Raw genomic sequence first — 25,760 nt, forward strand, 5'->3', positions numbered from 1 at the left:
TGTATCAAGTCGTCATTGATAGCTAGCTTGCGCTGAGCGAAGTCGAAGTGAAGGACAAATATTTTTTGTTATCGATTATAAAAAGGTCTTCGACAGGCTCAGACTGACAGCATTTGTTCTTAACTTAATGACATTGTGCCTGCGGTAGACAGGGAGCTATCTTTTCATTTAGTAAATTTCAAAGATTTCTCCGCTACGGTCGAAACGACGATATTTCTTAGAAATTAAACGCTCCAACCAGATTTCCATCTTTATTTCCCGCAGCTAAAGGCAGCACAATACGGTTCGTCACATTTAAACACAGGAATATTAATAGCTGGTTGCTTCCGAACACATAAATTTATTTTTTGCGCCGCTAAGAATGAAGCGAAAATAGCAGCAAAAACCTGCGTAAAATAAACCTGATAGCAGTGTAAAGCAAAGCAATTTTCTATTGCGAAGCTTGAAACGGGTAGCAGGAGCAGCGAAACCGATGAAATACAGAACCTTGCTTTTCAAAATAAAGTGTAACATTTGATTAAAAAACCGTTCTAATTACAAAAAAATCTGAAACTATGTTAGTAACCACAACGCCTTCGGTTGAGGGCACAAAAATTGTAAAATACATTGGTCTTGTTACCGGAGAAACCATAATTGGTGCAAATATTTTTAAGGATTTATTTGCGGGAATAAGAGATATTGTTGGCGGCCGATCGAGCGCTTACGAGCAGGTTCTAAGGGAAGCTAAAGATACTGCTGTAAACGAAATGCAACAATATGCCGCAGCGTTGGGCGCCAATGCGATTGTGGGGGTTGATTTAGATTACGAAACTGTTGGTACCGGGGGCAGCATGCTTATGGTAACCGCCAGCGGAACGGCTGTAATTCTTGAAAATTTATAGGGCTTTTATATCGGATGAGCAATTTAGCTGCTCATCCGATATTTTTTAGAAAGAAAGTATATCAATCAGCTTTAACCACCTCGAACTTACTTTTTCTGCATCGATATGTTTAATTGCGTGGTCAAATGGAGTAAAAACCATTTCCCGGTTAACCTGACCGGCCATCACATTGCGTTCTCCGTTAATCAAACCCTCTACAGCAGAAACGCCTAATCTACTTGCCAAAACCCTATCCATACAGGTCGGTTTGCCGCCCCTTTGTATATGCCCTAAAACGGACACTTTAGTATCGTAATGCGGATATTTGGATTGAAGAATCTCGCCAACTTTAAATGCCCCGCCGGCATCATCGCCCTCGGCCACAATAATTATTTTAGATGATTTATCCTTACGGCTATGTTCCAGTTTATGAAGAACATCTTCAACACCCATATTTGCCTCCGGAATGAGAATGGCCTCTGCACCAACACCTATACCACTTCTTAAGGCTATTAAACCGGAATCGCGACCCATAACTTCCACAATGAAAAGCCTGTCGTGAGATTCTGCAGTATCTCTAATCCTATCTACTGCATCAATTACCGTATTAATTGCCGAATCGTAACCAATCGTGAAATCGGTACCGGCCAGATCATTATCAATGGTTCCCGGTAAACCAATAATTGGAAAATCAAACTCGCTTGCAAATACATTTGCTCCGGTAAATGTGCCGTCTCCACCGATAACAATTAAAGCATCTATATTTCTGCTTTTTAAGTTTTCATGGGCAGTTTTTCTGCCTTCAACAGTTCTGAAAGCCTCACTTCTTGCCGTTTTTAAAATCGTGCCGCCGCGCTGAATAATGTTTGCCACTGATTTGCGATCCATCGGAATACAATCATCATGGATAAGCCCTTCATATCCACGCAGGAAACCAGTTACTTCAATATCATAATAAATAGAAGCCCTGACAACAGCTCTTATTGCGGCGTTCATGCCCGGGGAATCCCCCCCGGAGGTTAAAACACCAATGTTCTTTATCTTATTCATTTGTTTGTTTTTTAAAGGCAGCTTTTCCGCTATCTAAAAATTTAATATAGTTCGCTGGCTCATAGTCGGCACCTTGAGGGGGTACTAAAACATTTCCATCACTATCTACAATTACATATTGTGGTTGAGAATTGCTATTAAAAGTTGCGGCCTGAAAATCACTCCATTTTTTACCAATGGTATTTATTTTTTTCTTACTAAAGGCAGAAACATAATGCTCATCTACAGGTAATTCTGTTTTATCATCAACAACAAGTTCTGCCATTACAAAATCGTTCTTTAACCTTTTTGCAACTTCTGGATTAGACCATACATTGTTCTCCATTTTTCGGCAATTTACACAATTCCACCCCGTAAAGTCAATTAATACAGGTTTCCCTAATTCTTTTGATGCTTGTTTAGCTTGCTCAAAATCATAATAAGGATCAAAACCTTTAGGTGTTAAACGATGAAATAACTCTGCATACTTTTTTTCTGTAATTACTGATTTATCTACCGAAGTAGTTGAAGTGTTCAGGTTATTTAAATCGAAGTCTTGAGTAGCTGTTGGAGGTAAAAAAGCACTTATTGATTTTAACGGGGCGCCCCACATCCCCGGAATCAAATAAATTACCCATGCAAACACTAAAATTGCTAAAAAAATTCGTGGTACAGATAAATAAGGTAAGTCACTATCATGCGAAAATTTAATTTTCCCTAATAAATAAATTCCCATTAATGCAAATATTGCAATCCAAATAGCCAAAAAGATTTCTCTGTCTAATAAGTTCCAATGGTATGCTAAGTCTACATTGGATAAAAATTTAAAAGCAAAGGCAAGTTCTATGAAGCCTAAAACAACCTTTACACTATTTAACCAACCACCAGATTTTGGAAGAGATTTTAAAAGGGATGGGAATAACGCAAATAAAGCGAAAGGTATAGCCAATGCAAATGAAAAGCCGAACATCCCAACCGCCGGACCTAATCTATCGCCTTTTGATGCGGCATCGACTAATAAAGTTCCGATAAGGGGTCCTGTACAAGAAAAAGAAACTAGTGCTAAGCTAAAGGCCATGAAAAATATTCCCATCAAGCCACCCTTGTCTGATTTCGCGTCAATTTTATTCACAAATGCACTTGGCAATGTAATTTCGAAAGCGCCCAAAAATGATGCGCCGAAGACTACTAACATTAAAAAGAAAAATGCATTAAAAATGCCATTAGTTGAAAGTGCATTTAAAGCATCAGAACCAAATGCTATGGTTACAAGCATTCCTAAGGCAACATAAATGATTATAATTGATAATCCGTAAATTATTGCTTGCCCAACAGCTTTACTTTTACTACCAGCTTTTTTAGTGAAGAAACTAACTGTTAAAGGCAACATTGGAAATATACATGGCATTAAAATAGCTGCAAACCCAAATAACAATCCTTTTATAAAAGTTTGCCAAAGTGTTAATTTTTCGGCATTAGCTGTTTTTAATGATTTAGTTTCTACAACTTTCTTAACCGTATCTTCCGATACCGAATCCTTAACAATTCCGTTCGCTGCGCTATCTTGTGCAGAGCCTACCTCTGTAAATTGGATATCATCAGGTACTGATGCCGTTGTATCCTGCGTAATGCCGGCAAAGCTTTTTGAAGCCGGTAATGCAATGAACATTGCGGCAAGCGTGAGCAATAATAAAACCTTTTTCATGTTTGTGTGTTTGAGCAGGCGAAAATACATAAAACCGTTAATCTTAACGCAAGCTCAATACAGATTTTACTTTAAACAGAAAGAGTTCCGAAAATTCGGAACTCTTTCTGTTTGCTGTTATATTTTATTTTACCGGGATACTGAATTCAACTTCCTCCGGCGGAAGGCATTGTTTATCGTTACAAACCATAAATTCTACTTTGCCTTTTACAGTGGTTACGCCTTTATTCAGCTTAATTTTCTGCTGAAAAACGACCTGATTTTCAAAATAACTTACGTTCATTTTAAATGTATCTTCATATTTAACGATCGCTTTAGGTTCCATCGTCTTGCCAATTAAACTAAAATCTTTGGATGGAGAAAAAGTAAAAGTTGTTTTTACAGGTCCGCCGCTTTTTACATTTTGAGAATAAATGTGCCATCTGTCATCGATAGAAGCTTTAATATATAAAGTTGCTTCTGTTTTACTGGTTTTTTTAGCTACATAAGCCCATGTTACCGGTTTTTCAATTTGAGCAAATGCGCCCGCAATGGTAAAAAATACCAATGATAATAATAATGTGACTTTTTTCATTATGTGTTTAATTTGTGTGTGTATTCTATTTCTTTAAAATTGAAAACTTTTGTTTTCCCGTCAATTTCCATGATAAGCGGCCCATCATCTTCCACGCCTTTTATGCAACCTTCAAAAACATGACCGTTTTGACTGTAATTTGCTTTAACATTAAAATTTAAGAGGTTTTCCAGATATTCTTTTTGCAGAAAACCATAGTCGCCCGATTTCAAATTTAGATAGTATTTTTCCATATAAACGAATATTTTTTCTATAATCCGTTCCAGAACTGTTTCTTTTTGTAAAATTTGAAATACAGAAGTTGCTTTCTGGCTCAAATCAGCGCTAAAATTCGCCTGATTGATATTTATACCAATACCGACAACTGCTGATTTTATAATCACACCTGTCAGTGTGTTTTCTATAAGTATGCCACCAAGTTTCCTTTTATTGTAATAAATATCATTCGGCCATTTAACTTTAACCGCATCCGGAAGAAAAGCAGACAACGCCTTCGCGATGGCTAAACTAACAGCGATATTCAGGTAAAATTGCTTTTTTAACGGTAAAAAAGATGGTTTTAAAAAAATACTTGCACTGATATTCTTTCCTGCTTCTGTTTGCCAAACCCTGTCCTGCTGCCCTCTGCCCGCAAATTGATTATCTGCCATAATTACAGTTCCCTCAGGTAGTGGATCGGAATTTGACACCATTTTTTTTAAATAATTATTTGTAGAATCAACTTCTTTTAGTTTGATTAGATTTTGACCAATAAATAGTGTCGAAAAAGTGTTATTTTGCAAGTGTTAAATTTATATTTAATTATAATTCCAAAATTAAAGCATTTTAATGGTAAAAAAGAAAATAGTAGCCCTTTCTACATACCTTTCTGAATTGGCCGTACACGGCATACAAGAGAAAAAAGGAGAAGATATTGTGCGGTTGGACCTCAAAAATATTCATACTTCAGTAGCAGATTATTTTATTATTGCGAGTGCAAATTCTGCTACGCAGGTAAAAGCTATTGCTGATAGTGTAGAGAAAGAAATATATAAAGCCACCCAAACAGATCCAAGACATAAAGAAGGTTTTGAATCTGCCGACTGGGTTATTTTAGACTATTTCGATGTGGTTGTGCACATTTTTAAAACTGAAAAGCGCCATTTTTATGGCATAGAAGAATTATGGGGTGATGCTGAAAGCACAAATTACCAAAGCGCATAGCCATAACCACACCTTTTGAAAAAAACAAATGAACAATAATCAAAATACAAACGAAAACAATAAACCAGGGAAAAAATTACCCAATATTCCTAAAAAACCTCAAAAAGGCGGTTCTAAGTTCAATATTTTTTGGGTTTATGCAGCGATTATAATCGCTATAATTGCAGCCCAGTTTTTATTTACTACTGAAGGGGGCAAGGAAGTATCTTACAGAACTTTCGAAACCCAGATGCTGCTTAAAGGTGATGTAGATAAAATCATTTCCTACAAATCTGACGACATTGTTAAAGCAGAAGTTTATATTAAAAAAGACAGTTTAAACAAGCCTCAATATAAATCATACAAAAGCACAAGCAGCTTCAATAACAATACCGGTCCAACAGTTTATTTTATCGCAGGCTCTCCTGATGCTTTAGATAAATTGCTTGCCGATTCACAAAAAGACATTCCGAGCAGCCAGCGAATTTTAGCACAGCCAACAACTAAAAATAATCCATTGGCAAGCTGGTTTCTTACGATTATCGTACCGGTATTACTTTTAATTGCTTTCTGGATATTTATGATGCGCCGTATGGGTGGAGGAGCTGGTGGTGGTGGCCAGATTTTTAACATCGGCAAATCGAAAGCGACCTTATTTGATGAGAAAAATGATGTTAAAACCACTTTTAAAGATGTTGCTGGTTTAGAAGGTGCTAAAGAAGAAATACAGGAAATTGTTGAGTTCCTAAAAAATCCTCAAAAATATACCGTACTCGGCGGTAAAATTCCGAAGGGTGCTTTATTGGTTGGCTCACCAGGTACCGGTAAAACTTTATTGGCTAAGGCCGTTGCCGGCGAGGCCCAGGTTCCTTTCTTCTCTTTGTCGGGTTCTGACTTTGTGGAGATGTTTGTAGGTGTAGGGGCTTCCCGTGTTCGTGATTTGTTTAAACAGGCAAAAGATAAATCACCTTGTATCATTTTTATCGATGAGATAGATGCCATTGGTCGTGCCCGTGGTAAAAACGGTGTGATGGGCGGAAACGACGAGCGTGAAAACACATTAAACCAGTTATTGGTCGAAATGGATGGCTTTGGAACAAATACGCATGTAATCATTTTAGCTGCTACAAACAGGGCGGATGTTTTAGATAAAGCTTTATTAAGAGCCGGCCGTTTCGACAGACAAATTTATGTTGATTTACCGGATGTTCGGGAGCGTAAAGAAATTTTTGAAGTTCACTTAAAGCCAATTAAAATGGCCGAAGGTTTAGATACTGAATTTTTAGCAAAACAAACGCCAGGATTTTCGGGTGCCGATATCGCCAATGTGTGTAATGAAGCCGCATTAATTGCAGCCAGAAAAAATAAAACAGCCGTTGATAAACAGGATTTCCTGGATGCTGTTGACAGAATTGTTGGTGGTTTAGAAAAGAAAAATAAAATTGTTACCCCTTCAGAAAAAAGAGCAATTGCAATTCACGAGGCCGGCCATGCAACGGTTAGCTGGATGCTTGAACATGCGGCTCCTTTAATCAAGGTAACTATTGTTCCCCGCGGACAAAGTCTAGGTGCTGCCTGGTATTTGCCGGAAGAACGTTTAATTGTTCGCCCTCACCAAATGCTTGATGAAATGTGCGCAACAATGGGCGGGCGTGCTGCTGAAAAAGTTATTTTTGATACGATTTCAACAGGTGCCTTAAGTGATCTTGAAAAAGTTAATAAACAAGCCAGGGCGATGATTACCATTTACGGCTTGAATGAAAAATTAGGTAACATCACTTATTATGATTCTTCAGGTCAGAATGAATACAATTTTAACAAGCCTTACTCTGAAGAAACCGCTTTAATTATTGATAAAGAAATATCGGCTTTAATAGAAAGTCAATATCAAAGGGCTATAAATTTACTTCAGGATAATAAAGATAAGTTAATTCAGCTTGCTGATATTTTAATTGAGAAAGAAGTGCTGTTTAAAGATGATTTAGAAAACATCTTTGGAAAACGTCCTTTCGGAACTGAAATAACCGAAGAATTGGCAAAAGGCGGAACAAATAATGTTCCTCCTGTAGAAGCCTAATTAAAGCAATAAAAAGGCTTTTAAAACAAAACATTTATGCATAAGTTTGAAACCTCGGATGTAAAAATCCGGGGTTTTAGTTTTTTATACAATGAGGGATAATACGACTGCAAAAGAACAGATGCTAAAGAAGATAAGAAAAGCGCTTTTAGAAAAGCGTGAAAATCCTTATCCTAACTTAGAAGAAACACCCTTGTATAAAAAAAATGTCGATGAACTTGAAGTATTATTTGCTGAACAGTTAATGGCTGTATCAGGTAATTTTATCTTTTGTGAAGATGGCATTGATTTTATTGAGAATATGCTGCAGCTTGCTGATAAATTTAAATGGCGGAAAATTTATTGCTGGGAGCCGGAATTACAGGATTTTTTAGCTAAATACGAATTCCCCTTTTACCAAACGGATAAAGATTTTGAACAAGCTGAAGTAGGCGTTACCATGTGCGAAGCTTTAATTGCCAGAAACGGAAGTGTTATGGTTACAAATGAAAGCGCAGCAGGCAGAAGATTAAGTATTTTTCCTCATCATCATATTGTTATTGCGCGCCCAAGCCAATTGGTTTTAGATTTAAAAGACGCTTTCCAACTGCTCAAGAATAAGTATGGAAATCAGATTCCATCCATGATTAGTAACATAACCGGCCCAAGCCGTACTGCCGATATTGAAAAAACATTGGTACTTGGTGCACATGGCCCTAAAGAACTTTTTGTATTTCTTGTTGATGATTTCAACTAGCAGGCTGAAGCCATTTTATGAATTTCAACCTGTTGTTAACGGTTTCAATAAAAATGGCCACCCCGAAAGGCAGCCATTTAATTGATTCATAATATAAAACTTTAAAAATTACTTGCTGTAGTAGTATCCCACCATAAGCGAGATGCAATATCATCTTTACCTGAACTTAAAAAAGTTGAAGCTTCAGTAACAGCCGCAGCATTTCCGGTTCTTTCTGCAGGTACAAATACCAATCTTTTTATCCATTGGTCTGCAGCTATAACACCCCAGTCAGGACTGCTGTCGTTTTTAGCTACATGTGGAATTTTTGGATAACCTGTTCTTCTAAAATCGACCCATGCTTCCAGCGTGTTTGTAAAACTGGATAAATATTTCTGTGTAATAATTTTTTCCAGTTTCAATTCATTTGAATCGCCCGCATTCCAGGCTACTGTAATAGCAGAAAGTGCTGTAAAATTATTTCTGCTCTCTTTGGGGTCAATATAGTTAATGGGTTTGCTTGTTGCATCAGCCAGGTAGGCATCAACGCCTCCTGCGCCCCAATCGGCAAATGAAAGGCGTACGCCATTCTCATAATTTGTCTTAGCGTCACCTGCGTTAGCCCAGCCCCTTAATGCCGCTTCGGCTTTAAGAAAGGCTATTTCTGCTGCAGTAAATCCTCTTCTGCTTTGTACGGAATTGAAATCTGTGCTTACAGTTGAATACGGAACCCTGTCGTCTTTGGCGTTCAGATATGCACCATTTCGAATGCCTTTGTATTTATATGCCGGATGATCGGTAACCAGGGAAGCATCACTTACCTCAGAAAAATATTTGCTTATCCGCCCGTCTTTTAAACCTACCATAAAAGATTCCATTGCTGCGCCCATACGGGTATCGTTCCAACTGAAAGAAATCATTGCTACAGGCATTACCTCTCCATTTAAAGAAATAAGAAAATTGTCTGCATTAGTCGTAATTAATCCAACCGGATCAGCCAAGGCTTTTTCGCCTTGTGTTTTAGCTAAGGCGGGATTAATTTTAACCAAACGCATAGCCAGGCGTAAACGTAACGAGTTGATTAATTTTAACCATGCAGCCATGTTACCTTTATAACTCGGATCGAACTTAGTAAAGCCTGTATAAGTTGGGTTAGCTTTAAAATTTGTTTCTATCTGATCTAACTGAGTAAAAAAGCTATTATATAAATCTGATTCCTTATCATATTTAATAGAACCTAAGCCTGCTGTACCATAATTCGAATAAATTACAGGGCCATATATTGCCGTTAATTTAGATATCGCTAAAATTCTAACCAGCTTTGCCCAATCGCCAAATAATGGTAGATTTTTTTCCTGGGCAAGTTGTATGATTTGTTTTGATGGAGACATTACACTGCCGTATATACGATTCCAGTATGCATCGATCCACCTGAGGTAATATGTTGTATTATTTACACTTGAAACAAAGGGCGTTGGTGTACCCATGTAGCCCATCCAGTTATCATAACACAAATCTTCTTCAATTTGATGGCCCATAAGGTTAAATAACATACCAGAGAAAGAAGATCCGACCAAATTAAAATCCTGCTCTAACATTTTATCTGTTATCTGATTAGGATTTGTATTTATCCCCTCAAAATTCTTGGTGCAAGAGTTGAGTACAATCAAAGCAAGCACCATTAAACATAATTTTTTCATTATTTTAAGATATTAAAAGTTTAACTTAAGACTAAGCCCGTAAGAACGGGTACCAGGTACAGCAAAAACATCATTTGCCTGCATACTATTGCTGGTACTCATCGCCTGCTCCGGATCGAAAGGTGATTTTTTATAGAAGAAAAATAAGTTACGGCCAATTAAAGAAACAGACGCTGATTTAATTGCCGAACCTTTAACAGGTATATTGTAGGCTAAGGATACCTGCGCCAAACGAACATTGGTTCTGGAGAAAACATAAGGTTCCATGATTCCATTTCTGTCGCCAATAACTGAATAGTAGAGCGCCGGGTCAATGGATGTTACAGGCATATTACCCTGAATGGCATTAATCGGAATGGTTCCGGCATCACGTGCTTCACCGCTTCTTTTGCTTACCCCATACGAATCTAAGAAAGCCTCGGTTTTAGAGAAAGCAACACCACCAAACTTAGCCGTTACTAAGGCACTTAAACTTAAATCGCCGTAAGTAAATGTATTGTTCCAGCCAGCTATAAAATTTGGATTTAAATTACCGACATATTCTTGTGTTGCAGCCTTAGTTGGTTTTCCTGATGCATCTAAAATAATCTGACCGGCAGCATTGCGTGCGAATTTAAAAATGTATAAATCGTTAAAAGAACCGCCGGCTTTAATTATCGAATTAAAGCCTTCGCTGTCACTCCCCACCTGATAACCAGGATTATCGGCAATTAATTCTACAATTTTATTTATGTTTCGTGATAAGTTTATGGTGGTATTCCACTTAAATTTATCATTTTTTATCGGGTCTCCGCCTAATGTTAACTCGAAACCCTGGTTGGTCACTTTACCTGCGTTGATGTAATAAAATGTGTAACCCGATCCCGAAGGAGCCGGCAGGGATAAAAATTGATTCGTACTTGAGTTTTTATAATAAGTAAAATCAAAATTTAACCTGTCGCCTAACAAACGGCTTTCTAAACCAACCTCGTTACTGATTATTTTTTCAGGTACTAATGTTGCAAAAGGTGTTTGGGTATTTCTGTTAATACCGCCTATGCCGTTCGGTCCACCGGCACCACCTATGGTATTACCTGGATTTACGATGTTATACGGCACTTCATTACCAACCTGCGATGTTGATGCCCTTAATTTTAAGAAATTAATTTCTGTGGGCAGGGTTAACATTTGGCTTATTATGGTAGATAAACCAGCTGAATAATAAAAATAAGAATCGTTTCCGGTTGTTGCCAATGTAGAAGCCCAATCGTTACGACCTGACAAATCCAGGTAAATCAAATCTTTATACCCTAAAGAGGCATTGGCAAATAAGCCTTGTTTCTGAACCCTGCTATATGTTTGATTAACTATTACATTATAGGGCAGATTTGCAAAACTGAAAAAATTCGGGTACTGAAGTGGTATCGTACCGTTATTAAAAGTCAATCCATCATTAAAAGTGTAATCCTGAATGCTAGCGCCCAATACACTATTTAAACTAAATTTACCAAAGCTATTATCATAACTCAAAATGGCATCACCATATAAAGCTTTATCATTATATTTTGTATAATTCCAGGTACCATTAGAACTAACACTTACCGAATTACCGCCCGCAGCATAACGATAATCTAATAACCGGTCATTATAATCAATATTTCCACGCACATCAAATTTAAAATGCGGTAAAAACGAATAGGATGCCTTTGCCGTTGCAATTACCCTGCTGCTGGTAGACAGCTTTGGGTCGCTATTTAATTCCCAGTAGGGATTGTTTTGCTTTTCTTCAGTAGAATACCAGTTTTGTTTGTACAAATTTCGGGTCGCATCAAAAATCTGGTAATTCGTTTTATATTCATCAAAATTTCTTTCCCGTGCAAATAAATATAAGCCTGTTAACGGGTTATTATAATAACCTGCACCCGGCCGATTCTTTGATTTTTCGTAAGAGAACCTTACATTTCCGCTTAGTGTAAGCTTATCATCAAATAATTTTGTTTCCTGACTTAAGGTTACATTATGCTTATTGTAAGTGCTGGTAGGCACAATACCTGATGCATTATTATTTCCATAAGAAAAATAAGTAGTTGTTCTTTCATTTCCGCCAGATACAGACAGTGTATTAATGGTATTTACGCCTGTTTGAAAAAAATCATCAATGTAATTGCTTTGGTAATTTCCTTTAGTTTTAGACCAACTGTAATCGCTGCCAGCTATTGCTCCATAATTAAATTGAAACTCAGGTAATGTTGCCGCAGTACTGAAATTTATGGTAGAATTTAAAGCAATAGCAATTTTACCCGCCTGGCCTTTTTTAGTGTTGATTAAAATTACACCGTTAGCGCCCTGGCTACCGTATAAAATTGAACCATTGGCACCTCTTAAAATAGTAACCGATTCAAAATCGTCCTGGTTTAGTGCAGAAAGACCATCGCCCCCATCTGTTCCACCATAAGATCCTGGTTGTCCGCCTTTATTATTTACAACCGGAACGCCATCGATTACAAAAAGTGCTTCGCTATTTCCCGCAATTGATTTGGATCCCCTTAACACTGTTTTTGTCGAGCCACCCACACCGGAATTACTAATTCCAACATCAACACCGGCAGCCTTACCGCTCAAGGCTTCCATAAAATTGGGCGCGCCAGCCTTTGTAAGTTCTGTGCCATTAAGTTGCTGCGCGGCAAAGGTTAATGCCTTTTTTTCTCGTTTTACACCTAAAGCGGTTACAACAACCTCTGATAGGTTTGCATTGCCAGACGATTTTAACTTTATAGTTACACTGCTGAGGTTGCTGATATCTACTTCCTGAGATTCCATGCCTATAAATGACACCACCAATATTGTGGCATTATCAGGAACGTTTAACGTAAATTTACCGTCGCTTCCGGTAACTGTTTTAGCGTTTGTACCTTTAGCAACGACAGTTGCACCGGGAAGCGGGTTGCCGGTTTCGTCTGTTACCAACCCACTTACCGGCTTAAATAACGCTTTTTTTATGCCGCCTAAACTATTTTCAATAGCCGATACATTTAAAATAAAGCTTTTATTAACTTCATTACCGGCTGCCTTTGCCGTAGTAGTTTGTAAATTAAGCGCAACAACACCCAGGAGTGCTAATTTTAGGGCGCTTTTTGTTTTACTCGAAAAGGTTATTTTTCCAGCATTTTTTGTTGTGTAAATTTTACTCATGGTCATACATTTTTTTGTTGTTTTAATGGTTTAGTTTATGGTATTTATTGCTTAACTAGAATTCATTTTACGATTGATCATACATCACATTAAAAGACTTTTAAAAGAAAGCAGTATTGTTGTTTGTGTTAATAAAACGTTTTAGTTTCAACGCAGATTTTATAGTATTTAACTTTTATTCTTTAATTTGATAGTCAGATTAACAAATAATCAGGCATAAAGACCATCATTTGTTTTTTATAAGATTGTTTAACCAATATTTAATTTGGTTAAACTAAATTAGTAAAAATATTGATACATAAGAACAAATAAAATGTTAATTTTTTTAAGAAAAATTATATCGTATTGCTGCATTCTTCGAGACATATGCTTTATATTTAATGTTTAAATACAACTTGATAAAGTGATATTAAAATTTTGATTTTAAGCTTCTCATTGTTTCTTTTGTAGAAAAAAAACCGGACTTAAAAAACATTTAAATTTCCTTTTCTAATTTATTAACCATATTTTTATACTACATACCGTTTTAGTATGCGGTATTATAATTTATGAGCGCAACAATAAATACGGTAATTATCGGAACCGGAAGCTATATACCTGAAAATATTATTTCCGGCAATGAATTCTTGAATTCAACTTTTTTTGAAAATGGAAGTCGTTTGGAGAAAGAAAATTCTGAAATCATCCACAAATTTTCTGAAATTACTGAGATTGTTGAACGTCGCTACGTTTGTCCTGATCAGCTAAGTAACCAAATTGGTGCTAAAGCAGCCGAAAAAGCGATTCAAAATGCAGGTATTGATAAAGAAACTTTAGATTATATTATCTTTTGCCACAACTTTGGCGACATTCCTTTAAACAGTAACCGTATTGATGTTTTACCCTCTTTAGCTTCCAAAGTGAAGCAGCAATTGGGTATTTCAAATACAGATTGTGTTGCCTACGATATAATATTCGGCTGTCCGGGTTGGGTGCAGGGCAGTATTCAGGCCGATTATTACATTAAAAGCGGCGATGCAAAAAGAGTTTTGGTTATTGGCGCAGAAACTTTATCCAGAATTATAGATCCGCACGACAGAGACAGTATGATATTCTCTGACGGTGCCGGCGCTGTGATTTATGAAGGCGTAAATCAGACAGAGAAAAAAGGCATTCTGGCCCACAAAACAGAAACACATGCCCTGCATCACGGAGGTTTGTTAACCATGGGAAAAGGTTCAAATCCGGAAGAAACGGGTGGGAACGCTTACCTGAAAATGAATGGTCGTAAACTTTACGAATTTGCAGTTATTCAGGTTCCTCAGGTGATTAAAAAAGCGATAGATAAAGCAGGTTTAACTATTGAAGATGTAAATATTGTATTTGTGCATCAGGCCAATGGAAAAATGGATACCGCCATAATGAAGCGCTTGTTTAAACTTTATAATTTAGATACAGTACCCGAAAATCTTGTACCAATGACGATCAGCTGGCTCGGAAATAGTTCTGTTGCCACAGTTCCCACCTTATTAGATTTAGTTTTAAAAGGACAGGTTAAAGGCTACAACGTTAAGGAAGGTGATGTTGCTGTTTTTGCGTCTGTAGGTGCAGGTATGCACATCAATGCTTTCGTATACAGGTTTTAAAGCCCTAATCTTTTAATCCCGGCTTTTGCCTGGCTTTCAATACTATTTTCATACTCATGATTTTTCATGGAGATTGCCGTATTGAAAGCCTCCCTTGCCTTTGCTTTATTTCCTTTCTTCTCATAAACCTTACCCATTTGTAGCGCCGCATTAGAAGCAAAATAATATTTCAAGTTTCTACCCTGATTAATTGCTGCCTGATAATAAGTTAAAGCCTGGTCATCTTTTCCCAAATCATCGTATATCCTTCCCATGCGATAATTAAAATCTGTTTTATCTTTATCGCTGTTATAATCAGCGGCATTCCTGTTATCCAGCAGTTGAGCTGCTTTTGCCAGATAGCCGCCATCAAATAAGAGTCTTGCTTTTAACAAATCAACTGCCGGCGCCGGCGCCGATGCTTCATTTTGTGCCTGCTTATCTTTTTCATTGTAGGAATATCCCGAATTTATTGTCTTCGATACAGAAGCAGAATACCCGGCTTTATCGCCTTTAAGCAATGAAATCCAGCCAAGGTGAAGATGAGCATCTTTGATGTAATTTACGCCTTTATTATTTTGTAAAAACCTGTTAAAATAGTTAGAGGCAGAGAGTTCTAATTTATTTAAATGTGCCACGCCTTCCAGATAATCCAGATATGGAAAAGGCTGATAAACGCCCCCTTCAGGCTTCTTATTCAAAATGTTAATGGCCTCGTCGTTATGTGCTGTTTTTATACAAACGTAACTTTGCAGATAAGATTTTAAAAGACTTGTATCTGCAATTCTTTCGGTATATTTCATTGTTTTTGAATAAGCCGTCGGGCTATGTACAACATCAGCAAGAACATAGGCATAATAAAAAACAACTTCTTCGTAAAACGGTTCGTAGGTTGATTTAGCTAATCCATTGGCAAGTTTATCGAGCATAGCCAAGCCACTTTGCGTGTTTCCTCGTATTCCAAAAGTGGATAATGCGCTTTTCAAGGCGCCATCCGGTAAATTTCCAAGAACAGTATTAATTAATCCCAATCCTTTATTATTCAGGAGAAAATCAGGATATTTTTTCGCATTATCCTGTAGCATAGAATTTGCTTTCCGGATTTCCATCGCCGCATTAAAGTATTCGCCAAAACGGCTTCTGATTAATGCCCACTGCAAATTTATTTCAGCCTGTGCGTATAGGTAATAAGGCGAATTTTTTTCGTCGTCACTTATTTTGTCTAATCTTATCGATTTGTTGCCTTTAAGTTTATCAAAATCCGCCTTGCTGCCGGATGTAATTAATGTAAAATAATCGACGTAATTTTCCAGCAAATAAATTATAGAGTTATCGGGATGTTGCTTTTTTTCTGTTGAGATATAAGCTCTGGCATTCCCCAATTTAAGTTCAAAAATGCTTCTGTAAGCATTTAAGCAGTTTGCGTTAAAATCAAAATTAGCGAAAGAAGAAAGGGGTATTGTTAAAGTCAGGAATAAAAAAGTAGCGACAAATCGTATGCTTTTAGCCATTGTTATAATCGAATTCGGATATTAAAAATAACATACAAATACTATACCTCAAATTAATGGAATAATTAATTATAAAAGTATCCAGGTATTTTGCTTCAAACAAAAAAAGTCCCGATCTAATCGGGACTTTTTAAATTAGTTTTTATAATAACTAAGCTTCTGCTACTTCATGCGTTAAAGCCTCATCAACCAAAATACGTCCGCAATGCTCGCACACAATAATTTTTTTACGCTGGCGAATATCTAACTGGCGCTGAGGAGGAATCTGGTTGAAACAGCCTGAGCAAGAATCGCGATCGATGGTTACTACAGCTAAACCATTAACTGCATTTTTTCGTAAACGTTTATAAGCAACTAACAGGCGCTCATCAATCATTGGTTCTGCACTATCAGCTTTCTTTTGCAAATCCTGCTCTTCTTTCTCCGTTTCTGAAGTGATTATGTCAAGTTCACTTTTCTTAACTTCTAAATCTTTTTTTCTGCCTTCTAATTCCGCTTTTGCAGCTTCATAAATTTCAGTTTTTGAAGCGATTTCAAAACCGTGTTCTTTAATTTTCTTTTCAGAAACCTGAATATCTAAGCCCTGAATCTCAATTTCTTTAGTTAAAGCATCGTATTCACGATTATTTTTAACCTCTTTTAATTGCGTTTCGTATCTTTTAATAGCTGCCTGCGCATCTTTAATTGTGTTTTTACGGGTTACGATAGAATCTTCAAGATCGTCAAGGTCTGCCTTAATTTTCTGAATTCTCGTTTCTAATCCTAACACATCATCCTCAAGATCGGCAACTTCCATTGGTAATTCGCCTCTTACCTGACGGATTTTATCGATTTTTGTATGAATATTTTGTAATTCGTATAAAGCCTTTAGCTTTTGTTCTACGGTTTGTTCCATTAAAACAAGTAATTTATGGGGTTTGTATTTTGCTCCGTTAAACGGATTGCAAAGTTAGTAAATTTTTTCTGAATAATTTCAACCAATAAATTGGATGTAAATTGTTCAGTTTCAAAGTGTCCGATGTCGGCAATGATTAATTTTTCTTCTGCATCAAAAAACTCATGGTATTTAAAATCCGCCGTAATAAAAGCATCTGCTCCGGCAGCAATTGCCTCTTTTAAAAGAAAGCTCCCGGAACCGCCACAAACCGCAACTTTTTTTATCCTTTTAGGCAAAACGGATGTATAGCGAACAACTTTTGCCTGCATTTTATCTTTAACCATGTGCAGGAAATCATAAGCTTCCATATCGTATTCCAGCCAGCCAACCATTCCTGAGCCTACTTGCTGATGTTTATTTTCGAGATGATACAAATCATAAGCCACTTCTTCATAGGGATGATTTTCGAAAAGCGCAACCAATAGCTTTCTCTCCGATTGAACCGGATAAATGACTTCAATTCTAACTTCTGATTCGTGATGGCGCACACCTTTTTCACCAACAAACGGATCGGCATTTTCATTTGCTTTGAAAGTTCCGAAACCATCTGTATTAAAACTTGCCTCGCTGTAATTCCCGATATTTCCAGCCCCTGCGTAAAAAAGTGCTGAACGCAGCTGCTCGGCCTGTGCCTGCGGGCAAAACGTAACCAGTTTTTTTAATAAGCCTGATTTTGGCGAAAGTACTTTAATACCGCTCAGACCTAGCTTTTCGCAAATTCTGGCATTTACACCTGTATGTACGGCATCTAAGTTTGTGTGGATGGCATACAATGCAACGTTATTTTTAATGGCTTTTAAAACAACCCGTTCTACATAGTTCTTACCGTTAAGCTTTTTTAACCCTTTAAAAACGATGGGATGATGAGTTATGATCAGATTACATCCTGTAGAAATCGCTTCATCAACTATTTTTTCAACGCAATCAAGCGCCACAAGTGCCGCCCGAACGTCCATATTTGGGTCGCCAACAATTAAACCCGAATTATCGTAATCTTCCTGGTAGTTTAATGGCGCAATGCTTTCCAGATAATTTGTTATTTCTGATAACCTCATGGTATAAAGATAGAAATTTGGGCTTTTTATTTTCTTAAAAACCTCATAGGTTTTAAAATCTATGAGGTTTATACAGGAATTATATTCTGAAAATTTGAGTTTTTACTGAAACCCACCCATTCTTACCATTTGTAAGCTTTCGAAAACCATTTTTTGGTTATGTTCAAAAGCAAGGGTTTTGTGGTTTATAATATCTACGATTGAGCCAATAAAACATAAACCGATTGTTAACAGGTACAAAATACCCATTCCGATTTGACCAATAATAAACCTTTGCAAGCCCGGTACAACAAACAAACCGATTAAACAGAATATTAACATATCTGACGGGTTTTTCCTTTTGCTGCTGTAAACCATTAAGAAATTACGCAATTGTTGCTCGGTTAAACCTGTGGTTGCTTGTTGTAAGTATGAGTATTCCTCTGGTGTTATACCTGGTAACGACATTAGAGGTGATTGATATATGTCCATGATTTCTATGTGTTTGTTATTATATGTTTTTTATTCGTTTTGTATTTTATCAATGTTACTATTCTGTGCACTATAATTAATAAAGCCGGAAAACCTAACCAGTGCTCGGAAAAACTTTCGGCAAATTCGCCATGTAAAATATGGCTTATCGACCTTCCTAATCCGCATCCCGGGCACCAATCGGCAAAACCCAAATTTGCCAGCGGACAAAGTGTAAAGTGGTGCGCGTGCGTATTTGTGTTTGCCAATAACACTAAAGCAGTTACCCAGAAAAATAGTTCTAAAGGAAAGCTTTTTAAGTGTTGCATGTTTCGCTTTTTATATAATTTAGATTAAAGGAAAAAATTTTGTTACAGAAATAAGCATTAATTCGACCAACCCTAAAATTTAAACGACCAAGTGCTTTTTCGGTTCGAAGAAATATTTTGAATTGTACCAAAACAGGAAGCAAACTTAAAAAAACCTTTACACAAGTTTTGCGGTTAAATATAAAAGATAAGCTTATTTTTGTGCCTTGAATATTCGCGATTTAATAAACAGATACAAAACCGACGATAGGGTAACGCAATTTACCAAATCGTTGAATACTTCTAAAAACCCGAAAATACAATTAAAGGGATTGGTAGGTTCTGCCGATGCCATTGTTGCACTTTCATCGTACTTTTTGCTACATAAGCCATTGCTTTTTATTCTTCCGGATAGGGAAGAGGCCGCTTATTTTCAGTCGGATTTAGAAAGCGTTTTAGATAAACAGGTTTTACTTTTTCCATCGTCTTACCGAAAATCTTTCGATTTTACGCAGGTTGATACCGCAAATGTTTTGGCTCGTGCGGAGGTTTTGAATGAGCTGAATCATGATTCGGAATACGGAAAGATCGTGGTTTCGTACCCCGAAGCCATTGCAGAAAAGGTAATTGACCGGTCTGCTTTAGAGAAAAACACGCTTGAAATTAGTCTGGGCGCAAAACTCGGCATCGATTTTATTAATGAATTTTTAATTGATTATGATTTCGACCGAAGGGATTTTGTTTACGAACCAGGTCAATTTTCTATTCGTGGCGGCATTGTAGATATTTTTTCTTTTTCATCTGATTTACCTTACCGCATTGAGTTTTTTGGCGATGAGGTAGAAAGCATAAGAAGTTTTGAAATTGAAAGTCAGCTTTCGGTGGCTGATGTTAAATCGCTAACCATTGTTCCAAATGTGCAGGCAAAGTTTTTAACGGAAAGCAATATCAGCATTCTGGATTACATTGATGGTGATACGCAGCTTTGGTTTAAAGATGTTGAATTTACACTCGATATTGTTAAGGCGGGCTTTAAAAAGGCTGTCGAACTTTGGAAAGCGTTATCTCAAGCGGATAAAGCTCAAAACCCCGAATGGATTGACCCTAAGTTTGCCTTTACCGATGAGAAATTACTTGGCGACCACCTTCAGGATTTCCCGATAATCGAGTTTGGCAAACAGTTTTTTTATCAAACAGAAAATCGTTTTGAGTTCGAAACCAGGCCGCAGCCATCCTTTAATAAAGATTTTAACCTGCTCATTCACAATTTAAAAGAAAATGAAAAAGCAGGAATCGTAAACTTCATTTTTACCGATTCACCAAAGCAAATTGAGCGTTTATATGCCATTTTGGAGGATATTGATAAAACCGCGAAGTTTACACCTATAAACAGTATGTTGCGCGAAGGTTTTGTCGATGCGCAAATTCAAACCGCTTTTTATACCGATCACCAGATTTTCGATCGCTATTATAAATACAAGCTTAAAAAAGGCTATCAGAAAAGTCAGGCCATTACGCTAAAAGATCTTCGTGAGTTAAAATCAGGCGATTATGTTACCCACATCGACCATGGTATTGGAAAATATGCCGGTCTGGAAAAAGTGGAGGTTAACGGCAAAACCCAGGAAATGATCCGTTTGATTTATGCCGATAATGATTTACTTTACGTAAACATTAACTCGTTAAATCGCATTGCGAAATACAGCGGCAAGGAAAGCGGTGTACCTAAAATGAATAAGCTGGGTACTGATGCCTGGGACAAGCTGAAAAAAACCACAAAAAAAAAAGTTAAAGACATTGCCCGCGATTTAATTAAGCTTTATGCTTTACGTAAAACGCAGGCCGGGACCGCTTTTTCTCCCGATGGTTATCTGCAAACTGAACTCGAAGCTTCCTTTATTTATGAAGATACGCCCGATCAGCTAAAAGCAACACAGGATGTAAAAAAGGATATGGAATCGCCGCATCCGATGGATAGGTTGGTTTGCGGCGATGTTGGTTTCGGCAAAACTGAAATCGCCGTTCGTGCGGCGTTTAAAGCCGTTGCCGAAGGTAAACAGGCTGCCATCCTGGTACCCACAACGATTTTGGCCCTTCAGCACTTTAAAACTTTTTCTTCAAGATTAAAAGATTTCCCGGTTACGGTAGATTACATCAATCGCTTTAAAACCAATAAACAGATTAAAGATACTTTAGCCGAAGCCGCAGCCGGAAAAGTTGATATTTTAATCGGCACGCACCGTTTGCTAAGCAAGGATGTGAAATTTAAAGATCTTGGCATCATGATTATTGATGAGGAGCAAAAGTTTGGTGTTACCGCAAAAGAAAGGCTAAAAGCGGTACGGGTAAATGTTGATACGTTAACGCTTACGGCAACGCCAATTCCAAGAACTTTACACTTCTCTTTGATGGGTGCCAGGGATTTATCTATCATCAGTACACCACCGCCAAATCGCCAGCCGGTTAGTACAGAACTGCATGTTTTTAACGATAAGTTAATTCAGGAAGCGGTTCAGTTCGAATTGGACCGGGGTGGCCAGGTTTTCTTTATTCATAACCGTGTAAATGATTTAATGCAATTGGGCGGATTGATTCAGAAACTGGTTCCGAAAGCCAGAATTGGTATTGCGCATGGTCAGTTGGATGGTGATGCCTTGGAAGATGTAATGCTTGATTTTATTAACGGCGAAAAAGATGTACTGGTTGCCACCACGATTATCGAAGCCGGTCTGGATATTCCAAATGCCAACACCATTATCATCAACCACGCACACATGTTTGGTTTGAGCGATTTGCACCAAATGCGTGGTCGTGTTGGGCGAAGCAATAAAAAAGCTTTTTGCTATCTGCTTTCGCCGCCATTATCAACCTTAACTTCTGAAGCCCGGAAACGCCTGAGTGCCATTGAAGAATTTTCTGATTTAGGTAGCGGATTTAATGTCGCGATGCGTGATTTAGATATCCGCGGAAGCGGGAATTTGCTTGGTGCAGAACAAAGTGGTTTCATTGCCGAAATTGGTTTCGAAATGTACCATAAAATTTTAGATGAAGCCATTCAGGAACTCAAAGAAGCCGAATTTAAAGGATTATTTGAGAACGAACCTGCTCGTCCTTATGTCGGTTTTACACAGGTTGATACTGATTTGGAATTGTATATCCCGGATGCCTACATCACCAATATTACCGAACGTTACAATTTGTACACAGAACTTTCTAAACTGGATAACGAAAAAGAATTAGCGGTTTTTGAGAAACATTTAGCCGATAGGTTCGGGCCGGTTCCGCCGCAGGTAAAAACCATGTTGAGTGTGGTTCGTTTACAGTGGTTAGGCAAAAAGTTAGGCTTTGAAAAAATCAGCTTTAAAAAGAATAGTTTACGTGGTTATTTCTTAAGCGATAAACAATCGAAATATTTCGATTCTGAAACCTTTACCAGGATTTTAACCTTTGCGCAAAATCATCCGCGAATGTGTAATTTAAAAGAGGTGAAAAACACATTGCGCATTGCTTTTGACAATATAAATACGGTTGAAGAAGCCATTCAAACTTTAGAATTAATCGATTAAAAACGTTAATTCAGTCAGTTAACTGACTGAATTAACGTTAATTGAGTCAGTCTTTTGACTGAATTAATGTTTTTTTGGTATATTTGACTTATGCAAAGCCAGATTTCAAGATATTTAAAATCTACTATTCTAAGCAAAATAGGGAAAAATAAAGTCGTTTTGCTCTTTGGAACCAGGCGGGTTGGTAAAACCTGGCTTATTGAACAAATTACCACCGAAGCAAATGTAGAATACCTTTTTTTAAATGGCGAGGATCAGGATGTACAAACATTGCTTACCACGAGAACTGAAGCGAACTATAAAAGAATTTTAGGTAGTGCCAAATTATTGGTTATTGATGAAGCGCAGGTTATACCCGAAATTGGAAAAATTTTAAAACTACTTATAGATAGCTTTAAAGATTTGACCATCATAGCGAGTGGTTCATCAGCATTCGATCTTTCGAACCAAACCGGCGAACCTTTAACGGGCAGAAGTTTAACTTACTACTTATATCCAATTGCACAATTAGAATTATCACAATATGAAAACGGACTTCAAACTGCTCAAAATCTCGAAGAAAGGTTAGTTTTTGGTTCTTACCCGGAGTTATTTCAATTGGAAACTTTAGCAGAAAAATCGCAATATTTAACTGAACTGATAAAGTCATATTTACTTAAAGATATTTTGATATATGAAAACATTCAAAATAGTAGTAAGTTATTAGAATTGTTAAAGCTAATTGCATTTCAGGTTGGCTCAGAAGTTTCTATTGATGGGCTTTCCCGTTCTTTAGGAATTAGCAAAAACACTGTAGACCGCTATCTTGATCTACTCTCAAAAGTATTCATCATTTATAAAGTTGGTGGCTACAGTAATAATTTGCGTAAAGAAGTAACCAAATCTTCTAAATGGTATTTTTATGATAACGGGATTAGAAATGCTATTATTAACGACTTTAGATTACTGGCATTACGTAACGATCATGGAATTTTGTGGGAAAATTATGGTTTTAGTGAGCGGATAAAAAAATTGTCATATCAACAACAAAATGTTCAACATTACTTTTGGCGCACTTACGACCAGCAGGAAATTGATTTAATTGAAGAAAAGGAGGGACAGATTAATGCTATTGACTTTAAATGGGGAAATCAAAAGAAAAAAATACCCGGTTTTTTTGCTAAAAACTATCCTAATGCCTCATTTTCAATCATTAACAAAGAAAACTATTTAGACTTTATACTTTAATGGATCCTACTCTATTACTCGATTTAGTGAAAATGCAAATGCCTTATGGAAAATACAAAGGTTACTTAATTTGTAACATCCCCGAAAGTTATTTGCTTTGGTACAAGGATAAGGGTTTCCCGAAGGGAAAACTAGGCGACTTGATGGCTACTATGTTCGAAATACGGGTAAACGGACTGGAATATTTGTTAACGCCTTTGAAGGCAAATCGATTATAAAAAAGTCGACCTGATAGGATAGCTATCGGATTTATTTCATGGTCTATACCATTAGCCCGTATCCTAAAAGACCAATAATTTGCTAACTTCATTCTATAAGAAATCAGCGTTCCCGTTATAAGTTTGGTTTGTAAGGACACAGACCCTGGAGTTGGAAAAACAAAATCTGCGTAATTAGCGAAATCTGCGGGAGACCATTAGCCGTCATTACCACAGCAATACGGAATTCATAGAAACGACATGCATAATCAATGTAATTGCGGAAATCTATATTTCACAGCCATTTTCATCGCAAATTGCATCATCGTTTTTATTCAACGAAGTTAAATTTGTTTTAGGCTGAGCTGATTTCCATTCTGTGAAACTTTGCGTTAAAGCATCGGTAAAAGCCTGAACAGGCTGAGCACCCGAAACGCCATATTTTCTGTCCATCACAAAATACGGAACACCACGAATGCCTAAATTCTGACTTTCGTAAACATCATAGCGAACGGATTCAGCAAATTTATCGCTCTTCAAAATAGCTTCTGCTTCTGTTTTATCCAATCCTATTTCTTCTGCCAGTTGCAGTAAAACAGCGTCTTCTCCAATATTTAAGCTTCGAACAAAATGCGCTTCGAAGAGTTTTTCCTCGGCTAAATCCTGTAGATTATGTTTAGCAGCCAAATGAATTAAACGATGGGCATTAAAGGTATTTGCCGGAATATTTTTATCGAAATCAATTGTTAATCCGGCATTTGCAGCCATATCAGCAACCTGTTTAGTCATCTGTTTTGCCTGTTCAACCGGCATTCCTTTACTTCTCGAAAGGTAATCGTAAACAGTTTCGTTATTCGTATTATGGTAATCAGGGTTAAGCTGATAGCTTTTCCACTCCACATCAATTTCATTTTTAAAAGGTAAAGTTTCTATTGCCTTTTCAAAATGACGCTTCCCGATATAGCAAAACGGACACATTACATCCGACCAGATTTCTACTTTCATCATACAAAGCTAAGCCGATTATAATTAAACATGGTAAGTGAAAAGTCAAAAGCAAATGGCAAGAAATATTGCAAAATTTTATATGTTTGAGCAAACAAACAAATTTATAACGATGAAAAAAATCTTATTAACGCTCTTAGTAATGGGTGTGTATTTTGGTGCGTTCGCACAATTTGAAGGGTCAAAACAAGTTTTTGAAAGCCCAAAGTTAAAAACCGAAAAAGAAAAGCACAAGCTCGTGGCAATTTTACCTTTTGCGACAAAAATTTCTTACAAAAAAATGCCGAAAAACTTTAATGCCGAGGCCAACAGGGATCAGGAAAAAACAATGTCAAAATCAATTCAATCGAGCATGTATACTTTCCTGCTTCGAAAAGCAAGCGATTACACCGTTGAATTTCAAGATGTAGACCGGACAAACATTTTATTAAAAAAAGCAGGCATAGCCGATAAGCTTGAAGAAATGACTAAAGATGAAATTGCAAAAATTTTGGGCGTTGATGCCGTTTTAGGCGGAAGTTTTGAAACTGAGCAAACCAAAAGCGAAGCCGGCGCTATCGCATCTGCAGTATTGTTTGGTGGTTTTGGCGGTAAAACCGGAACAGGTACACTAACCTTAACGCTAAACAATGGTTCAACCGGAGATTTACTTTGGCGTTTCTTTAAAACTATGAACGATAGCATAACGACATCAACCGATGACCTAGTTGAACATATGATGAGGAAAGTTTCGAGAAATTTCCCTTATTCAAAATAAAGAATAATATTAGACACAATAAAGCCACTAAATTTAGTGGCTTTATTGCTTATGAACCATTTATGTAACTGGCTAAATATTTTGAGCCAAAGACAGGGAGATCGGATCACGGAAAATCTGTGTAATTAGG

Annotated in this window: 21 protein-coding genes; 9 read left to right on the forward strand and 12 right to left on the reverse strand. The window is 37.1% G+C overall.

Annotated features, from left to right (window positions below; translation table 11 throughout):
• The first annotated feature begins 554 nt into the window (after positions 1-554).
• Complete coding sequence (locus tag O0931_RS12165) at positions 555-881, forward strand: heavy metal-binding domain-containing protein (RefSeq protein WP_056086323.1); 327 nt, start codon at positions 555-557, stop codon at positions 879-881.
• Positions 882-926: 45 nt separating this feature from the next.
• On the opposite strand, the gene pfkA is transcribed toward O0931_RS12165, so the two are convergent.
• The 4 genes from pfkA to O0931_RS12185 all read right to left on the reverse strand — a co-directional run bounded on the left by pfkA (position 927) and on the right by O0931_RS12185 (position 4,950).
• Entirely contained in the window at positions 927-1,910 is a 984-nt protein-coding gene (gene pfkA / locus O0931_RS12170) for a 6-phosphofructokinase (RefSeq protein ID WP_269415853.1), read from the reverse strand.
• Positions 1,903-3,594, reverse strand: coding sequence for a protein-disulfide reductase DsbD family protein (locus O0931_RS12175; RefSeq protein WP_269415854.1), 1,692 nt, complete (start codon positions 3,592-3,594; stop codon positions 1,903-1,905). The genes pfkA and O0931_RS12175 overlap by 8 nt, the downstream gene beginning before the upstream one ends.
• Positions 3,595-3,718: 124 nt before the next feature.
• Positions 3,719-4,168 (reverse strand): protein-disulfide reductase DsbD domain-containing protein, encoded by a 450-nt coding sequence (locus O0931_RS12180; protein ID WP_269415855.1) that lies wholly within the window; start codon positions 4,166-4,168, stop codon positions 3,719-3,721.
• The gene (locus tag O0931_RS12185) at positions 4,168-4,950 is read right to left on the reverse strand and encodes a biotin--[acetyl-CoA-carboxylase] ligase (RefSeq protein ID WP_269415856.1); all 783 of its coding nucleotides are present in this window, start codon (positions 4,948-4,950) and stop codon (positions 4,168-4,170) included. The genes O0931_RS12180 and O0931_RS12185 overlap by 1 nt, the downstream gene beginning before the upstream one ends.
• Before the next feature lie 46 nt (positions 4,951-4,996).
• On the opposite strand from O0931_RS12185, the gene rsfS reads away from it, so the two are divergent.
• The 3 genes from rsfS to O0931_RS12200 all read left to right on the forward strand — a co-directional run bounded on the left by rsfS (position 4,997) and on the right by O0931_RS12200 (position 8,163).
• The gene (rsfS, locus tag O0931_RS12190) at positions 4,997-5,371 is read left to right on the forward strand and encodes a ribosome silencing factor (RefSeq protein ID WP_056869173.1); all 375 of its coding nucleotides are present in this window, start codon (positions 4,997-4,999) and stop codon (positions 5,369-5,371) included.
• A gap of 28 nt (positions 5,372-5,399) precedes the next feature.
• Positions 5,400-7,427 (forward strand): ATP-dependent zinc metalloprotease FtsH, encoded by a 2,028-nt coding sequence (ftsH, locus tag O0931_RS12195; RefSeq protein ID WP_269415857.1) that lies wholly within the window; start codon positions 5,400-5,402, stop codon positions 7,425-7,427.
• A gap of 91 nt (positions 7,428-7,518) precedes the next feature.
• Complete coding sequence (locus O0931_RS12200) at positions 7,519-8,163, forward strand: LutC/YkgG family protein (protein WP_269415858.1); 645 nt, start codon at positions 7,519-7,521, stop codon at positions 8,161-8,163.
• A gap of 101 nt (positions 8,164-8,264) precedes the next feature.
• Here O0931_RS12200 and O0931_RS12205 read toward each other — a convergent pair whose 3' ends face one another.
• Entirely contained in the window at positions 8,265-9,842 is a 1,578-nt protein-coding gene (locus O0931_RS12205) for a SusD/RagB family nutrient-binding outer membrane lipoprotein (RefSeq protein ID WP_269415859.1), read from the reverse strand.
• Between the two features lie 12 nt (positions 9,843-9,854).
• The gene (locus tag O0931_RS12210; RefSeq protein WP_269415860.1) at positions 9,855-13,013 is read right to left on the reverse strand and encodes a SusC/RagA family TonB-linked outer membrane protein; all 3,159 of its coding nucleotides are present in this window, start codon (positions 13,011-13,013) and stop codon (positions 9,855-9,857) included.
• A gap of 548 nt (positions 13,014-13,561) precedes the next feature.
• Between O0931_RS12210 and O0931_RS12215 the strand changes: the two genes are divergently transcribed.
• The gene (locus O0931_RS12215) at positions 13,562-14,638 is read left to right on the forward strand and encodes a 3-oxoacyl-ACP synthase III family protein (RefSeq protein WP_269415861.1); all 1,077 of its coding nucleotides are present in this window, start codon (positions 13,562-13,564) and stop codon (positions 14,636-14,638) included.
• Here O0931_RS12215 and O0931_RS12220 read toward each other — a convergent pair.
• From O0931_RS12220 to O0931_RS12240, 5 genes are all read right to left on the reverse strand, one after another.
• Entirely contained in the window at positions 14,635-16,128 is a 1,494-nt protein-coding gene (locus O0931_RS12220) for a YfgM family protein (RefSeq protein ID WP_269415862.1), read from the reverse strand. The two genes, O0931_RS12215 and O0931_RS12220, sit on opposite strands and share 4 nt — an antisense overlap.
• 151 nt (positions 16,129-16,279) lie before the next feature.
• A complete protein-coding gene (locus O0931_RS12225) occupies positions 16,280-17,023 on the reverse strand; it encodes a zinc ribbon domain-containing protein (RefSeq protein WP_269415863.1) in 744 nt (247 codons plus the stop codon).
• Positions 17,023-18,120, reverse strand: a complete 1,098-nt coding sequence (locus tag O0931_RS12230; RefSeq protein WP_269415864.1) for a Nif3-like dinuclear metal center hexameric protein — start codon at positions 18,118-18,120, stop codon at positions 17,023-17,025. Before O0931_RS12230 ends, O0931_RS12225 begins: the two co-directional genes overlap by 1 nt.
• Positions 18,121-18,222: 102 nt before the next feature.
• Entirely contained in the window at positions 18,223-18,591 is a 369-nt protein-coding gene (locus tag O0931_RS12235; protein WP_269415865.1) for a TM2 domain-containing protein, read from the reverse strand.
• Between the two features lie 5 nt (positions 18,592-18,596).
• Positions 18,597-18,899: a DUF2752 domain-containing protein gene (locus tag O0931_RS12240; protein ID WP_269415866.1), complete on the reverse strand. Its 303-nt coding sequence runs from the start codon at positions 18,897-18,899 to the stop codon at positions 18,597-18,599.
• Between the two features lie 206 nt (positions 18,900-19,105).
• Between O0931_RS12240 and mfd the strand changes: the two genes are divergently transcribed.
• The 3 genes from mfd (at position 19,106) to O0931_RS12255 (ending at position 23,889) form a co-directional block, all read left to right on the forward strand.
• Positions 19,106-22,444, forward strand: coding sequence for a transcription-repair coupling factor (gene mfd, locus O0931_RS12245; RefSeq protein ID WP_269415867.1), 3,339 nt, complete (start codon positions 19,106-19,108; stop codon positions 22,442-22,444).
• 90 nt (positions 22,445-22,534) lie between these two features.
• Positions 22,535-23,671 (forward strand): ATP-binding protein, encoded by a 1,137-nt coding sequence (locus O0931_RS12250; protein WP_269415868.1) that lies wholly within the window; start codon positions 22,535-22,537, stop codon positions 23,669-23,671.
• A complete protein-coding gene (locus tag O0931_RS12255; RefSeq protein WP_269415869.1) occupies positions 23,671-23,889 on the forward strand; it encodes a DUF3820 family protein in 219 nt (72 codons plus the stop codon). Before O0931_RS12250 ends, O0931_RS12255 begins: the two co-directional genes overlap by 1 nt.
• Positions 23,890-24,156: 267 nt before the next feature.
• Here O0931_RS12255 and O0931_RS12260 read toward each other — a convergent pair whose 3' ends face one another.
• A complete protein-coding gene (locus O0931_RS12260) occupies positions 24,157-24,876 on the reverse strand; it encodes a DsbA family oxidoreductase (RefSeq protein ID WP_269415870.1) in 720 nt (239 codons plus the stop codon).
• Positions 24,877-24,985: 109 nt separating this feature from the next.
• Between O0931_RS12260 and O0931_RS12265 the strand changes: the two genes are divergently transcribed.
• On the forward strand, positions 24,986-25,630 hold the full coding sequence (locus O0931_RS12265) for a hypothetical protein (protein ID WP_269415871.1): 645 nt from the start codon (positions 24,986-24,988) through the stop codon (positions 25,628-25,630).
• Positions 25,631-25,760 lie beyond the last annotated feature (130 nt).

Source organism: Pedobacter rhodius (assembly GCF_027213645.1).
In the GTDB taxonomy this organism is placed as follows: Bacteria; Bacteroidota; Bacteroidia; order Sphingobacteriales; family Sphingobacteriaceae; genus Pedobacter; species Pedobacter rhodius.

Coding starts and splice junctions, on each gene's coding strand:
- O0931_RS12220 (WP_269415862.1), bottom strand. CDS start 16,128: ATGGCTAAAAGCATACGATTTGTCGCTACTTTTTTATTCCTGACTTTA.
- O0931_RS12255 (WP_269415869.1), top strand. CDS start 23,671: ATGGATCCTACTCTATTACTCGATTTAGTGAAAATGCAAATGCCTTAT.
- O0931_RS12225 (WP_269415863.1), bottom strand. CDS start 17,023: ATGGAACAAACCGTAGAACAAAAGCTAAAGGCTTTATACGAATTACAA.
- O0931_RS12230 (WP_269415864.1), bottom strand. CDS start 18,120: ATGAGGTTATCAGAAATAACAAATTATCTGGAAAGCATTGCGCCATTA.
- O0931_RS12250 (WP_269415868.1), top strand. CDS start 22,535: ATGCAAAGCCAGATTTCAAGATATTTAAAATCTACTATTCTAAGCAAA.
- O0931_RS12265 (WP_269415871.1), top strand. CDS start 24,986: ATGAAAAAAATCTTATTAACGCTCTTAGTAATGGGTGTGTATTTTGGT.
- O0931_RS12200 (WP_269415858.1), top strand. CDS start 7,519: ATGAGGGATAATACGACTGCAAAAGAACAGATGCTAAAGAAGATAAGA.
- rsfS (WP_056869173.1), top strand. CDS start 4,997: ATGGTAAAAAAGAAAATAGTAGCCCTTTCTACATACCTTTCTGAATTG.
- pfkA (WP_269415853.1), bottom strand. CDS start 1,910: ATGAATAAGATAAAGAACATTGGTGTTTTAACCTCCGGGGGGGATTCC.
- O0931_RS12235 (WP_269415865.1), bottom strand. CDS start 18,591: ATGGACATATATCAATCACCTCTAATGTCGTTACCAGGTATAACACCA.
- O0931_RS12165 (WP_056086323.1), top strand. CDS start 555: ATGTTAGTAACCACAACGCCTTCGGTTGAGGGCACAAAAATTGTAAAA.
- O0931_RS12210 (WP_269415860.1), bottom strand. CDS start 13,013: ATGAGTAAAATTTACACAACAAAAAATGCTGGAAAAATAACCTTTTCG.
- O0931_RS12180 (WP_269415855.1), bottom strand. CDS start 4,168: ATGAAAAAAGTCACATTATTATTATCATTGGTATTTTTTACCATTGCG.
- O0931_RS12205 (WP_269415859.1), bottom strand. CDS start 9,842: ATGAAAAAATTATGTTTAATGGTGCTTGCTTTGATTGTACTCAACTCT.
- O0931_RS12175 (WP_269415854.1), bottom strand. CDS start 3,594: ATGAAAAAGGTTTTATTATTGCTCACGCTTGCCGCAATGTTCATTGCA.
- O0931_RS12215 (WP_269415861.1), top strand. CDS start 13,562: ATGAGCGCAACAATAAATACGGTAATTATCGGAACCGGAAGCTATATA.
- ftsH (WP_269415857.1), top strand. CDS start 5,400: ATGAACAATAATCAAAATACAAACGAAAACAATAAACCAGGGAAAAAA.
- O0931_RS12260 (WP_269415870.1), bottom strand. CDS start 24,876: ATGATGAAAGTAGAAATCTGGTCGGATGTAATGTGTCCGTTTTGCTAT.
- O0931_RS12240 (WP_269415866.1), bottom strand. CDS start 18,899: ATGCAACACTTAAAAAGCTTTCCTTTAGAACTATTTTTCTGGGTAACT.